11 protein-coding genes are annotated in these 14,391 nt (G+C 58.2%); 5 read left to right on the forward strand and 6 right to left on the reverse strand.

Annotated features, from left to right (window positions below):
- Positions 1-4: 4 nt before the first annotated feature.
- Positions 5-1,735 (reverse strand): type IV-A pilus assembly ATPase PilB, encoded by a 1,731-nt coding sequence (gene pilB, locus IPM89_10055; protein ID QQS53251.1) that lies wholly within the window; start codon positions 1,733-1,735, stop codon positions 5-7.
- Positions 1,736-2,027: 292 nt separating this feature from the next.
- On the opposite strand from pilB, the gene IPM89_10060 reads away from it, so the two are divergent.
- Together IPM89_10060 and IPM89_10065 are read left to right on the forward strand one after the other, a co-directional pair.
- Positions 2,028-3,902, forward strand: coding sequence for a DUF839 domain-containing protein (locus IPM89_10060; GenBank protein QQS53252.1), 1,875 nt, complete (start codon positions 2,028-2,030; stop codon positions 3,900-3,902).
- 95 nt (positions 3,903-3,997) lie between these two features.
- Positions 3,998-6,049 carry a hypothetical protein gene (locus tag IPM89_10065; GenBank protein QQS53253.1) on the forward strand — a complete coding sequence of 684 codons (2,052 nt, stop codon included), beginning with the start codon at positions 3,998-4,000 and terminating at the stop codon, positions 6,047-6,049.
- A 54-nt stretch (positions 6,050-6,103) separates the two neighbouring features.
- Here IPM89_10065 and IPM89_10070 read toward each other — a convergent pair whose 3' ends face one another.
- Positions 6,104-7,087, reverse strand: a complete 984-nt coding sequence (locus tag IPM89_10070) for a TAXI family TRAP transporter solute-binding subunit (GenBank protein QQS53254.1) — start codon at positions 7,085-7,087, stop codon at positions 6,104-6,106.
- A gap of 36 nt (positions 7,088-7,123) precedes the next feature.
- Positions 7,124-7,840: a DUF3011 domain-containing protein gene (locus tag IPM89_10075; protein ID QQS53255.1), complete on the reverse strand. Its 717-nt coding sequence runs from the start codon at positions 7,838-7,840 to the stop codon at positions 7,124-7,126.
- A gap of 216 nt (positions 7,841-8,056) precedes the next feature.
- Between IPM89_10075 and IPM89_10080 the strand changes: the two genes are divergently transcribed.
- Both IPM89_10080 and thrH read left to right on the forward strand, forming a co-directional pair.
- A complete protein-coding gene (locus IPM89_10080; GenBank protein ID QQS53256.1) occupies positions 8,057-8,809 on the forward strand; it encodes a cyclic nucleotide-binding domain-containing protein in 753 nt (250 codons plus the stop codon).
- A 129-nt stretch (positions 8,810-8,938) separates the two neighbouring features.
- Positions 8,939-9,547: a bifunctional phosphoserine phosphatase/homoserine phosphotransferase ThrH gene (thrH, locus tag IPM89_10085; protein ID QQS53257.1), complete on the forward strand. Its 609-nt coding sequence runs from the start codon at positions 8,939-8,941 to the stop codon at positions 9,545-9,547.
- A gap of 357 nt (positions 9,548-9,904) precedes the next feature.
- Here thrH and IPM89_10090 read toward each other — a convergent pair whose 3' ends face one another.
- From IPM89_10090 to IPM89_10100, 3 genes are all read right to left on the reverse strand, one after another.
- Complete coding sequence (locus IPM89_10090) at positions 9,905-10,675, reverse strand: hypothetical protein (protein QQS53258.1); 771 nt, start codon at positions 10,673-10,675, stop codon at positions 9,905-9,907.
- A gap of 65 nt (positions 10,676-10,740) precedes the next feature.
- Entirely contained in the window at positions 10,741-11,277 is a 537-nt protein-coding gene (locus IPM89_10095) for a hypothetical protein (GenBank protein ID QQS53259.1), read from the reverse strand.
- A 101-nt stretch (positions 11,278-11,378) separates the two neighbouring features.
- Complete coding sequence (locus tag IPM89_10100) at positions 11,379-12,893, reverse strand: fumarate hydratase (protein QQS53260.1); 1,515 nt, start codon at positions 12,891-12,893, stop codon at positions 11,379-11,381.
- Between the two features lie 222 nt (positions 12,894-13,115).
- Here IPM89_10100 and opgC point away from each other — a divergent pair, with 222 nt between their 5' ends.
- Entirely contained in the window at positions 13,116-14,231 is a 1,116-nt protein-coding gene (opgC, locus tag IPM89_10105) for an OpgC domain-containing protein (GenBank protein ID QQS53261.1), read from the forward strand.
- Positions 14,232-14,391: the final 160 nt, after the last annotated feature.

The raw sequence follows: 14,391 nt of genomic DNA on the forward strand, positions 1-14,391 counted from the left end.
GCGATTAATCCGTTGTCACTCGGTTGATTTCTTCAAGGCTGGTGAGGCCGGCGCGGACCTTGTTCAGACCCGAGCGGCGTAAGTCGTTGATGCCTTCCCGGCGTGCCTGCTCGGCGATTTGCAGCACATTGCCGTTTTCCATGATGATCCGGCCGATTTCGTCGGAAATCGGCATCACTTCATAGACGCCGACCCGGCCCTTGTAGCCGTGGTTGCATTGGTCGCAGCCGACGGCTTTAAAGACGATCAGATCCTTTAGCTCACTCTCAAGGAAGCCCTGGTTGATCAGCTCTTCCGGCGGAATCCGCACTTCTTCCTTACAGTGCGGGCACAGCCGACGCGCCAGCCGCTGGGCGATGATGAGCGTCACGCTGGAGGCGATGTTATAGGGTGCCACACCCATGTTGACCATGCGGTTGAGGGTTTGCGGCGCGCTGTTGGTATGTACGGTGGATAGTACCATGTGACCGGTTTGGGCAGCCTTGATGGCGATCTCGGCGGTTTCCAGGTCGCGGATCTCGCCGACCATGATGATGTCCGGGTCCTGGCGCAGGAAGGCACGTAAAGCGTTGGCGAAGCTCATGCCGACCTTGGGATTGACGTTGACCTGATTGACGCCGGGCAGATTGATTTCCACCGGATCCTCGGCGGTGGAAATATTGACCTCCGCCGTATTCAGGATGTTGAGCGCCGTGTATAGAGACACGGTTTTGCCGCTGCCGGTGGGCCCGGTCACCAGCACCATGCCCTGTGGTCTTTGAATCGCCTTGAGAAACAGTTTCTTCTGGTGATCCTCGTAGCCCAGGGCCTCGATGCCGAGCTGGGCGCTGCTGGGATCGAGCAGGCGCAACACCACCTTCTCGCCCCAAAGGGTGGGCATGGTGTTGACGCGAAAATCGATGGCCCGTTGTTTGGTGAGATATAGTTTGAGCCGTCCGTCCTGCGGCACCCGGCGTTCGGCGATGTCGAGTTGGGCCATGATCTTCAGGCGCGCGGCCAGCCGCGGCGCCATCGAGACAGGCGGTTTGTAGAGTTCGTCCAGGATGCCGTCCTGGCGCAGGCGTACCCGATAGGTTTTTTCGTAAGGTTCGAAGTGGATGTCGGAGGCGCCGCGGTTGATGGCCTGGATAATGACCTGGTTGACGAATCGCACCACCGGCGCATCGTCGGCGTCGGCCTGAGTCAGCGTTTCAACCTTGGCCGGGTCGCCCTCGCTGCTGTAGTCGAGATCGCCCATTTCCTGATCGACCATGGCCGACGCCGACGTTTCAACGGCGGAATCGAGCATCTTGACCAGATGCAGCTCACTCACGATCACTGGTTCGACGTCCAGCCGGGTTTGGAATTTGATGTCTTCCAGCACCCGTGGGTTGGTGGGATCGCTCAGGCCCACAAACAGTCGCCGGCCCCGTTTGTGCAGCGGCAGGGCGTGGTGCTGGCGGAGCAGTTTTTCATCGACCAACTGCACGACGGTCTTATCGATCTCCAGTGCTTCGATATCGAACAGCGGTAGATTGAAACTGCGCGCGGCGACGCGGGCGATGTCTTGGTCGCGAGCCAGCTTGTTATCGAGCAAGTAGGCGACGAACGGGATGTTTTGTTTGCGCGCCTGCTCGGAAGCTTTCAGTGCGCCGGCCTCATCGAGCAGATGATGCATGACGAGCTGCCTGGCCAGCCCGCCTAGCGGGCCGCTGGGTTGGCTGGCGACATTATTGGAAATGGGAATACTAGCCATGACTTGATCTTATTCCTCCAGCGATTCAGCAGTGCCGATCGCTTGACAACCCAACTTTAGACCATGCGTGGAACCTTGGAAAGAGATACAAAGAGTCGATGGTCTTTTGTAAAACTCAGGTTACATCGGCGTGCGCGGGCGGCGGTCGCTCCCCGAATCGCCGGATGCGGGTGGATACCTGAGGTTGGCGGCGTCGCCACGCTTGCGGGTCATCCGGGTGTCTTGTTTTTGTCATATTCGGGCAATCTCGGTGGACCATCATCTCGGTTTCGATTAAATGGGGAGTCGCGCGATGAAAATAAAATTACTCACGGTAGCGGTGTTGTCCGCTCTGGGTCTGGCTGCTTGCAGTGACGATGACAACGATACGCCAACGCCGTCATCGACATCCGTGGTGAAGTCGGTCGAGTTTACCGGAACCGCCGCGCCCGCGACCGATGAGGAGTTCGCCACGACCTACACCACGTCGGTTGCCAAGGTGACTTATGAGGATGGTCAGATGAAGGACCTTCCTTTAAGTTACAATGTACTATTCAGCGTCAGCGATAAAGTGGCCGAAGTAAACGGTAGTCAGTATCCCGCCGGCCAACTCTACAACTACAAGATGGAAGCGCTGCTCGATCCGATGGGTAATCCGGTGGTGGCCGAAACCCCGGACGCCAATAGCCTGCTCAATCTCGATGGTAAGCTGTTTCTGGTCACGCACTATGAGTATGACTGGATTTTGAGCGATGGTTCGGTTGGGTACAAGGTGCCGGGTTGGTACACCCGCATGCCGATGTCGATGACCCTGAGCGAGATCGCCCAAGCCAGCGACGGCAAGTTGAGCGCGACCAAGGTCAGGCCCATCGATTTTTCCGGGGTCAATGGTCTCTGGATTCCCTGCGCGGGTTCGCAGACACCTTGGAACACCCATCTGGGTTCGGAGGAAGACTACGATCTGATTTACAACCCGCTCGACGGCGATAACTACGAAACGACTACCGCCGGCCTTAAGTCATTGACTGAACTTTACTTTAATGGAACGCAGCAGGCCAATCCCTATCACTACGGCATCATTCCCGAGGTGACGATCAAGTCCGATGGTTCCAGCAGTGTGGTTAAGCATCATGCCATGGGACGCGGAACCTGGGAGCTGTCGCGCTTGATGCCGGATGGACGCACCGCCTACATGGGCGACGATGGCGCTTACGGGCTCATGGCGATGTTCGTGGCCGATAAATACGGCGATCTATCCTCTGGCACCTTGTACTCCGCGAAATGGCACCAGGTCAGCGATCAGGACGGTGGTCGCGCAACACTTACCTGGAATCGACTCGGTCATGCCACCGACGCCGAAATCGAGCCCTTGGCCGACAGCCTGACTTTTGCCGAGATCTTCGATGCGGTCGAGCCGGTCGATGGGCAGTGCGCGGCGGGTTACACGCGGGTGCGGGCGGGTTCCTCCGCCGACGAATGTCTCAGCCTCAAGCCGGGCATGGAAAAGGCCGCCGCCTTTCTGGAAACCCGCCGCTACACGGCCCTGCTCGGCGGTACCACCGAATTTACCAAGATGGAAGGTGTGACGGTCAATGCCAAGGACAAGAAATTGTACATGGCCATGTCGAGCATCAGAGACAGTATGACCTCCGATTCGACCGAGCCAGTGAATGACATCCGTTTGCCGAAGAACAGCGCCGGCGCGACTTATACCTTAACCCTGGAATCCGGTGTCAAGGATAGTGCGGAGAACGCCATCGATTCCGAGTGGGTGGCCACCACCATGTACGTGGAACCGGCCTTGCTCGGTAAGCCGATCGCCACCGACGAGGTCGGCAATACCGCCGATGTCAACACCGTTGCCAACACCGATAATATCTTCTTCTCCGAGAAGATGCGCACTCTGTTCGTTGGCGAGGATTCGGGGATGCACATCAACAACTTCGTCTGGGCCTATAACGTGGATACCCAGAAGTTAACCCGCATTCTGAGCTTGACCGCGGGGGCCGAATCCACTGGTCTGCAAGTAGTGGATAATCTGAACGGCCATGCCTACGTCATGAGCAATGCCCAGCATTACGGCGATTTCCCGAGCAGCATCAACGCCGACCTCAAGACGCGACTCACGCCGATGATCGACAAGTTCTACGCGCCGGTGGGTTATATCGGAGGCATTCCGGGCCTGTGATCATCCATTGATTTGAAGCAATCAAGCTGGCGACTTCCCGGGTCGCTAGCTTTTTTGCTTTTTTGCTTTTTTGCTTTTTGTGAAGAGTATCCCGCATGAATCGCCAGCCACATTTTTCGAATCCGGTAGCGATCGTTCTGATGCTGAGCGCGGTGCTGAACGGGTGTAGCGACAGCCAGGGGCAGGCCAACGCTCAAGTCGCCAAAGCATCCACCGTCGCGACTACGGTGCGCTATCCGCAGGGCGATTTTCGCAGTCCGCTGACCTTTAGCAATCCCTACGCCCACATTCCCGCGCAATGTCATATCGAAACGTCGCGCGGCACGCAGAACGCTTGTCTGTTCTGCCACACTAACGGTGCCTATCGGGCCGGTCTGGGCAACAATTTCCCGCAGGCCGGCGCCGAGCCACGCCTCGGTGACTTGCAACTCGAGTACTCCTTTACCCCCTTCAGCTCCTTCAGCCCCTTCACGTCTTCGCCGAGCCGCAATCCTTGGGAGAATACCCTGACCCCGGAAAAGTTGCGGGAAGCGGTCGCGGCGCTGGGTATCGATCCCCAGACCTGGGATATGGAAGGCTATATTCGCCAGGACAATTGGTGGGCGGCTTTCGCGCAACGGCCCGGCGATCCTCGCGATTGGGATAGCGGTGTGGAAACGCCGTTTCGACTGTTTCCGGGACTGGACCCGGCGGATTTGCCCGCGGACGCCGACGGTTTCGTCCGCTCCGACACGGCGGGCAATGGCCTCTTCCAGGACGGTGCGGGGCGTTGGATCACCGGTTGGCGGGCGGTGAACTTCATGCCCTACGGCCTCTTTACTCCGATGACCGGTTCGGTTTCGGGTATTTACATCCGGTTGCCCAAGTCGTTCATGCAGCGCGAGGACGGTGGTTTCGATCTGGAGCTATATGCCCGGAATCTCGATTTGGTGGAACGGGCGATTCAGGATCGCCCGCGCGAGGAGGACGGCGCAAGCTATCGGGGCGCGGCGCAAGCCGTTGCGCTTGAGCGCGGTCTGTATCCGGTCGGTACCGAGTTCGCTCATCCCCTGCATTACGTGGACGTGATGGCGGACGGTCGTGACCCCACGATCAGTCCCTATCCCGGCACTCGTGCCCGCCGGGTCAAGGAAGTCCGCTATATGTACAAGTGGAAAGCATTCCATCCGAGCCAATTCCGCCCCGGTATCAAGGAAGAAGGCGCGCCGGTATACGGCAATGATGCGCAGGGTTGGGTGGACAATGGCGTGGGTTGGTATCTGGCCGGGTATATCGAGGATGAAAATGGCGCGTTACGCCCCCAGGATCGTGAGGAGATGACCCAGTGCATCGGTTGCCATAGTGGTGTCGCCACCACCGAGTTTTCACAATTTACCTCGGGGACCGGTAATACTGTGGACTCGACCTGGGCGTTGCCACGCAAGTTCCCCGGCGAACCGGGATGGCGGGAAATGGACTATCTACGCTATCTCGCCCAAGCGGACACGCCGCCGGACCAGACGCCCGGCATCGCCCAATTGGGTGATCCGCTGAATCGGGGACTAAACAAGGGCGAGTTTCGTCACTTTCTGGACAATGTGGTGGGCGTCAGCCTGTATGGGGACATGCCCGCCGCCATCGAGCGCTTTTTCGCCGCCGCCATCCAGCCCGCCAAGGGCTATGCCCGTGCATGGCCGGCGCTCGATACCAGCAGCGCCTCGGCGTTTCAAGGCAGTCAGGCGGAGCGGCAGCGCTTGCTGCGCGATCTCACCGCGCGGGGTGGCTATCTGACCGCCGACGGTGCGATTCGCGGCGAACTGCTTTATCCGCCTCGGGAAGACGCCTTGGCCGCCGCGCGTCGCTACCGGCAAGTAGTGGTAACCCAGCGCTACAACAAGGGCAAGGATGTCTTCCCGGAAACGCCGGTGACCTACCGTTATTTCCGGGAAGAAGCGGAAGGCTTCGCGCATCAGGATGGGCAGCCCTATCGAGTGGGGGAGGTCGTCACTGACCGACCGGTGGATCTGAGCGATCCCGCCTTGATGACCCATGGGGTCGGCAGCGCCGAAACCTTGAACGATCCCGAACGGCCGTTCGAAACCGGTGGCACCTATCTCCCGGATTATCTGCCCTTGCTGGCCGAACCCTTGCGCTTCGAGGGCGATTGAAACGGTTGAGATCGATGAGATTGAAAACCCGCCGAACGGCGGGTTTTTCTTGGGTCACTTGAGCGCCTGAGCCACGCAGGGTGACAGATGCGGCGCTTTCAGCAGCGCCTCCCGGTCGATGGTCACGCTTTTCCATTTGGAGTGGCCGCTACCGCGCAGCCCGTCCAGGTTGTCGTACACCATTCTGGCGAAGCGGCCGATGGCTCGGCAGCGATCTTCGTCCGGACCTTTGTCACTGGTAAACAGCACGGTGCCGACCGTCAGGGTAGCGACCTCCTGGTCCTGCCAGCCGTAGGTACCGGCCGGGATCGTGGCTGCTTGGTAGAAAGACTGAAAAATATCGTTTTTGGCTGCGTTTTCCGGCATCGTCACGGAGACCAGATGCGGTTGCTCGCCGGTTTCGAATGGGCGAGCGAACAGTCGGGCCGGCGCGCCGACCACATAGATCATCGCATCCACCTGCCCCTGGCGCAGGGCATCGAGGGCGGCGACCGCATCCAACTCCAGTTGCGCGGCCGGCTTGATCTGGAAGAGTTCAAGCAGGATCGAGGCGGTACTATAGGTGCCGCTGACCACATCGCCCATCGCCACCTTTTTGCCGTTCAGATCGGCGAACTGCTTGATCTCGGGCGACTTGGCCAGCACATGGACTTCCTCCTGGTACAAGGGCAGCACCAGTTGCATCGAGTTGACGACGTTCCGTAATTCCTCGGCATCCGCGTCGTCGCCGGCGGCGGCCTGCATCGCTATCAGGCTCAGCGTGTCAAACTGGCTTAGGCCGAGCTGGATCGAGGGGTATTCATAAACCTTGAAGATATTTTCCAGCGAGCCGGCCGATGGAATCACATCGAGATCGATCCGGTGACGAACAGCGAGCTTTTTCAGGTCCCGACCGATCTGGTAGTAAGTGCCGGCCTCGCGCCCGGTCATCAGGCTCAGTTCGGTGTCGGCGGGTTGCGATGAGGATTCCTGCGCTCGCGCCGGACCGACCAGCGGGAAGAGGCACAGACAGAGACCGAGAGCGAACAGTCTTTTCATGAGAAGGCTCCAGATGAAGTCGGTGGGGGGCGGAGATCAGTTGAGCGAGAATTCGGCGCGACAGCCGCGATCCACCCAGACCCCGCGGCGGTCGTAGCCCCAGGTATCGTTGTAGCGGCAGGCGCTCCTGCTCAGTTGGCGGTAAAGCCGCACGCCGTTGCGGGTAGCGGCCCGGCAGTGCCGGTAATCGCCGTTGGATTCGCAGCGGAGAGTTGGATAAGGGTGGTCGGGACCGTCCTCTTTGTTGCGCTCCGCGAGCACCGCTCCAAGGACGCCCAACGCAATCACGCCGCCGACGATGGCCGCCGTATTGTCCTTGCCTTTCTGTTTGCCGTCACCGCCGCTGCTGCCGGTATACAGTTGAAAGTCGCCTCGGCAGCCGCGATCCACCCAGACCCCGCGGCGATCGTAACCCCAGGTGTCGTTGTAACGGCAGGCGCTCTTGCTCAGTTGGCGATAAAGCTGTACGCCGTCCCGAGTATCGGCGCGGCAGTGGCGGTAGCCCTGGTCGGTGGATTCGCAGCGGACAGTGGCGCCGTGCTCACCCCGGTGGCGGCCTCGTTCGCCGCCATAATGATCAGCATCGTTACGGCGATCATCGTTGTAGCGCCCGCTACTGTACGGTTGGGCATCGCTGGGTGTGGGGCTGACCAGCGCGAGCAGGAAGATCGCAACCAGCAGGGTCGGCCAAGCCCGTCGGCAACGCGGCTTGCCGGCGCAATGAGTGGCCGATTTGAGATCCATACGGTTCATAAGAGACACTCTGTCTGATGATGTGCAATTAATTATAGTCTTGCCCTCAGCCCGCGCCGGAATCTAGGGTGGCGGGACTGGCCACCGCCGACCGGCCGGGCGGAAGCGGATGGAGCGTCAAGCGATACTGTGTAATGGAAATTGTTAGAGGGTGAAACCATGGTAGCGAAGACGATGACCGTGAACGTGATCGGATTTATGGAAAGAGATCGCCGGATGATTCGCAATATCCTGTCGGTGGCCGGCAGCAACGAGTGTACTTATCTCATGGCGGACGCTGGCCATGAATTGGTCGATATTCTGATCATCAACGCCGACGATCCGGCGGCCATGGTGGCTTGGAACGAATATCGGGAGATCGATATGGACATCGGTGTTATTTTCGCCTCGGCCAACTCGCGGTTTGGATCGGAGCACATTTGTGTCAAACGACCGTTGATCGCCAGTCAGTTACACGGTGTGCTGGCCTTGGGGGCGACGCGGAAAGAGCCGGCGTCGGGGCTGGTGCCGCACAAGCACCAGGCGCTCAATAAGAGCTTTCTGTTTCGTAACATGTCCCCCAGCCATTTGGAGAAGATCGTCGCTTTGTCGCGGGTGGTGACGTTGCCCGCCCAGCATGTAGTGTTCCAGGTGGCCGATACGGGCACGGAGATGTGCGTGGTCTTGAGTGGGCGTCTGAAGGTCAGCGTGGCTAACCGGGAAGGGCGGGAAATCGTACTGGGCACGGTCGGGCCGGGTGAGATCGTCGGCGAGATCGCCATGCTCGATGGCCGGGGCCGCTCGGCGACCGCAATGACTCTGACGCCCTGCGAGTTATTGATGATCCATCGCCGGGATTTCATACCGTTTCTGGAGCAGAATCCCAAGGCGGCGATCGACCTGATCAGCGTGTTGGCGCTACGGCTACGGCTTAACACCGAGCAGTTGACTGAACTGATTGCCGAGGAAGAGTCACCGCGTCCGGAGTGAGGGCGCGAAGGGCGACGCGGCGGCTATTGCAGTCATGACGGCAAACCGGGTAGCGTGTTACCCCACTTGTGAAAATCTCGCTAACAACAATGCCCGCCGTGCCCGCGGCGGGAGCCACAGGGGGCTCTCATGGAACTTGCTTGCCTGGACCTGGAAGGGGTCCTGGTTCCGGAAATCTGGATCAACGTCGCCGAGCGTACCGGTATCGAGGCGCTGCGACTGACTACCCGCGACATTCCCGACTACGACCAGTTGATGCGGCGGCGACTGGGACTGCTGGACCAGCACGGTTTGAAGTTGTCCGATATCCAGCGGGTGATCGCCGACATGGGACCGGTGGAGGGCGCGCGCGAGTTCCTGGACTGGTTGCGCGAGCGGTTTCAGGTGGTGATTCTGTCGGACACCTTCTACGAATTCGCCATGCCCTTGATGCGGCAACTGGGTTGGCCGACCTTGTTTTGCCACCGCTTGGAGGTGCTCGACGACCGGGTTATCAACTATGTGCTGCGGCAGGCCGACGGTAAGCGGCAGGCGGTGCGGGCGTTCCACGCGCTTGACTTCCGGGTGATCGCCGCCGGCGATTCCTACAACGACACCGCGATGCTGGCGGAGGCCGAGGCCGGTATCCTGTTCCGGCCACCGCAAAACGTGATCGATGAATTCCCGCAATTCCCGGTAGCACGGACCTTCGAGGAACTGCGCGAACAGTTCCGTAAAGCCAGCGTTCGTTCACTGTAAGCGCCGCCGGCTCCATCCGCCCGCTTGCCGGGCGAGGATCCGTTCAGCCCGGCAGCAGGTTCGCCGCCGTTGCGCCTTGGGATTCCTTGAGCAGCCGCTGTGACGGACGGAATTGAGATAGGGTTTTCGCTTTAGATCTCAGGATGTTCGCTTGATTACCCTATGTGATGCTCAGGTTGGTCAGCAGATCTTTACATCCATGGCTCTCTTCAATGAATAGTGCCCGACTCAGGAGCGGAAATTCCCCTATCCCCCCTTTTTCAAAGGGAGGGCGCCGTGCCAGCATGTAGGGTAGCAAAAGCGGATGTAAGCGAAAGCCCTGATGATTCGCTCGCCCTTATCGCAATTTTCCGAGCATTACGATGAACGAAGGCCCTTAAAGAGAGTGTGGGTCATCATGGCAGCTATGGCAACCATACCAAAACCAAGCACCCAGAGGATATCGATTGGGGAACCAGTTGCGTATTGCTCAGTAAAGACTAAATAGGTGTAGATCTGATTACCTAAGAAGTAAAGTACGAGCCCCCCTAGTACATACCACCATGCTTTCCCCACTACGCCCCCATATAATGCGGAGGCAACCAACATGGTCGCCATGAGTAAAATAGGATCAAAAACAATATAACAAACTGAAACCAAGAGAATAATCCCTCCTTCAGAAAGGCCGCTCCAATTTGCCATCAAAGAGAGGCCCAAGGCTCCGAAAAACAAGAGCACGGAAACTATTTTTCCCCATAAAGGGGGCACAACTCCCAAAGTATTTTTTAGTAAAAACAAGGCCACAATAACTAATGGGACTAAAGCAAGATAGCCGATATCTGAATAATAAGGATAAGGAGTCTCCGCTCCGTTGTTGAGTAATGGATAGGCACTGAATAAGGCGGCACCAATTCCCCAAGCCAGCATACCGCTGCCTAACAATCCCCATACCTTGCGCATTGCATTTCCTGTCGGAAAGTCCAGCGCAGTCCTATAACACAAGATAGCACTAAAAACCGGGGAAAGCGTTTGTATTACGTTTGAATAATACAATCGAAGTGCGGCATCCGCATCGAAAATAGCAAATACCACAATCATGAAACTCAGAATCAACCAGATCGCCATTATGGCCAGAGAAGCAGGTGTCATATTTAAGTCTCCTTCCAGAAGGTTATTAGGCCAAAATTATCAGTAAAATCATTGGCATCTAAAATTTATAGGTTTATTTTTTCATACAACGATCTAAACATGATTTCCACTTGATCTTTGCTCAGCATCAGCAGGGCTTTTTCCTTGCATTGGTCCAAAAAATTTCCAGGGTTTTGATCGATAGGATAAGATTCGGCAATCTTATCGATTTCTTTTACGATCCCAGGACCATAAATTTTTTTGAGCAATACTTCCACTTCCTGTCGTATTTCGTGCGGGTCAACGGCGTTGGTAATACCATCGGAAAGCAATCTTATATTTTTTAAAACGCTTAAAATAGATGGGGCATCGGATTCTTTGTCGCTGCTATCCACATCGGAATGCGGCATGAAAACAACTTCTTCGACCCCTAAAGATAGCATTTTTTCAAGAGCGGCTTCATTCGTTTCCTGAGAGTAATTGATGCCTAAAATCTCTCCTTGTCCAACTAAAATCGTCCCACTGCGCTTAGAGGAGCCCTCTCTAACATAAATATAAATTTTACCTGATTTTCTCTCTCTATTTACCGATAAAAGAGTATTGTAAAACTGTTGTAGAAACATAACATGCCCCCTTCACAATAAAATTTTCCAAGCGGGACTACGCTGCCTGACAAGTTGGATGGACAGGGCGCGTTTCCGTCACCCTGTCCGCCATTTCAAACTCAGGCTTCGACCACCGGAATCTTGCCGATCTTCGCCTGCCACTCTCGCGGCCCGGTCTTGTGGACGCTGCTGCCCTTCGAGTCCACCGCCACCGTCACCGGCATATCCTTGACCTCGAATTCATAGATCGCCTCCATGCCGAGATCCTCGAAGGCCAGCACCTTGGATGCCTTGATCGCCTTGGACACCAGATAGGCCGCGCCGCCGACCGCCATCAAATACACCGCCTTGTTGTCCTTGATCGCGTCGATGGCGATCTGGCCGCGCTCGGCCTTGCCGACCATGCCCAGCAAGCCGGTCTGCTCCAGCATCTGGCGAGTGAATTTGTCCATGCGGGTCGCGGTGGTGGGGCCGGCGGGACCAACCACCTCGTCGCGGATCGGATCGACCGGGCCGACGTAATAAATGAAGCGATCGGTGAAATCCACCGGCAGTTTCTGACCCGCGTTCAGCATGTCGCTCATCCGCTTGTGGGCGGCGTCGCGGCCGGTCAGCAGTTTGCCGTTCAGCAACAGTACCTCGCCCGGCTTCCAGCTCGTCACGTCCTCGCGGGTGACGGTGGCCAGATCGACCCGACGGGCGTTGGTCGGGGCGTAGGCCAGCTTCGGCCAATCGTCCAGACTCGGCGGTTCCAACTTGGCCGGTCCGTTGCCGTCGAGGTGGAAATGCACATGACGGGTCGCGGCGCAGTTCGGCACCAGCGCGATCGGCAGGTTGGCGGCGTGGGTCGGATAATCCAGCACCTTGACATCCAGCACGGTGGTCAGACCGCCGAGACCCTGCGCGCCGATGCCCAACGCGTTGACCTTCTCGTACAGCTCGATGCGCAGTTCCTCGGCGCGATTCTTCGGACCCCGGGCGATCAAATCCTGGATATCGACCGGCGCCATCAGCGATTCCTTGGCCAGCAACAACGCCTTTTCCGGCGTGCCGCCGATGCCGACCCCGAGAATGCCCGGCGGACACCAGCCGGCGCCCATGGTCGGCACCGTCTTTAGCACCCACTCCACCAGATTGTCCGACGGGTTCAGCATCGCGAACTTGGATTTCGCCTCCGAACCGCCGCCCTTGGCCGCGCAGATCACCTCCAGATGGTGGCCGGGGACGATCTCGTAATGCACCACGGCCGGAGTATTATCCTTGCTATTCTGGCGCTTGCCGGCCGGGTCGAGCAGCACCGAGGCGCGCAGCTTGTTGTCCGGGTTGAGATAGGCGCGGCGCACCCCTTCGTTGACCATCTCCTGCACCGACAGCGTGGCGTCCCAATGCACGTCCATGCCGACCTTGAGGAACACCAGCGCGATGCCGGTATCCTGGCAGATCGGACGATGGCCCTCGGCGCACATCCGCGAGTTGATCAAAATCTGGGCGATGGCGTCCTTGGCCGCCGGGCTTTCCTCGCGCTGGTAGGCCGCCGCCAGCGCCCGGATGTAATCGACCGGATGGTAGTAGCTGATGTACTGGAAGGCGTCGGCGATGCTCTGGATAAAGTCTTCTTGGCGAATGGTGGTCATGGTCTCTCCAACGGACGAGGAAGCAGGCGCGGGTCGCGCCCGGATAGGGTGTGATGTCGTGGTGGCGGCGGTTATTTTAACAGCATTCCCTGGGAACGAATTGGTGATCCCCGTTGCGTTCAAACAGGATCAATGCCGATTCAGGATTCATTCATGCGCCTCGCATACATCATCCACCATAAAAAATCACCGAGAGGCGCGCCTCCTTAATTTATGACCGCCATGAACCGATTTTTGGAAATCGACGCCCTGCGAGGGCTGTTGTTGGTGCTGATGGTCATCAACCATACGCCCAGCCCGCTCCGAAGTCTGACCAACCAGCCGTTGGGGTTCGTCTCGGCCGCCGAAGCCTTCGTTTTCGTCTCGGCTTGTCTGTGCGGTCTCGTGTTCGGTCGCCGGCTGCACGACGGCGGGCTGCCCGAGGTGAGCCGAATGGCGCGGCGTCGCGTCCGCCAAATCTATACCGGCCATGTACTGACCCTGCTGTTTTGCTTTGCGATCATCGGCCAGGGGCTCGGGCACCTGAGTCCGTTCCACAACATGCTTCATCCCTACCTGGAGCAACCGACCAAGGCGGCGGTTTCGGCGCTGCTGCTGCTCTACCAGCCACCGCTGCTGGATATCCTGCCGATGTATCTCCTGTTCCTGTTGCTCACCCCTTTTGTTCTCAACCTGCTGGTTCGCGCCGGATTCCGTGCGGTCCTGGTCGTCAGCCTGCTGCTGTGGCTGGCCGCGCAATGCGGTCTGAAGGAATGGCTGGTCGGTGCTCTCGCCGGCGGTTGGCTGGTGATCGCCCCGGGCGCCTTCGACCTGCTGGCCTGGCAACTGCTCTGGGTGAGTGGCCTGTTCCTGGGTTACCGTCTCCAGCAACAGCGTCCGAAACGCGCGGTTCTGATTCTGCCCAGAATACCTTGGCCGGTACTGGTGAGTGTGGCCCTGTTTCTTTTCTGTTGGCGGTGGTCGTGGATTCCCCTCGCGGTCAATTTTGGCGATCCCGGCTGGTTACTGGACAAATGGCGGCTGGGACCGCTGCGCCTGCTGAATTTCTTCGCCCTGTTGTACTTGGCGCTGTGGCTGGGACCCTATTTCGCCAAGGCACTCGGGAGCCTGAAACCGCTGATCCTGATCGGTCGTAACACTCTGCCGCTGTTCTGTCTGCACACTTGTTTCGGTTTGCTGGCGGTCGGTGTCATCGAACTGTACGAACTTCCCGACGGCTGGCGCTACTTGATCCTGGCCCTGCATCTGGCCTTGATCCTGGCTTCGTCGCTGATACTGGACAAACTCTCCAATAACCCGTCTAGCGACTCAGTTCCCGCGCCGTCGGTACGCGGCTGATTCCCTATCGTCCCGATCCCAGTCCAAGGGCTTTTAGCCTCATTACGGCGCGCGCTTTCGCCTGGATTGCACTATTTTTGGGCGATCCGTGGCTGGTTTGCCCCGTTCGAAGACGCTCGTTATACTCGCAATTGCCTTATATCATGCCTAACCTGAGCTG

It is taken from the genome of Candidatus Competibacteraceae bacterium (assembly GCA_016699715.1).
Taxonomy (GTDB): Bacteria; Pseudomonadota; Gammaproteobacteria; order Competibacterales; family Competibacteraceae; genus Competibacter.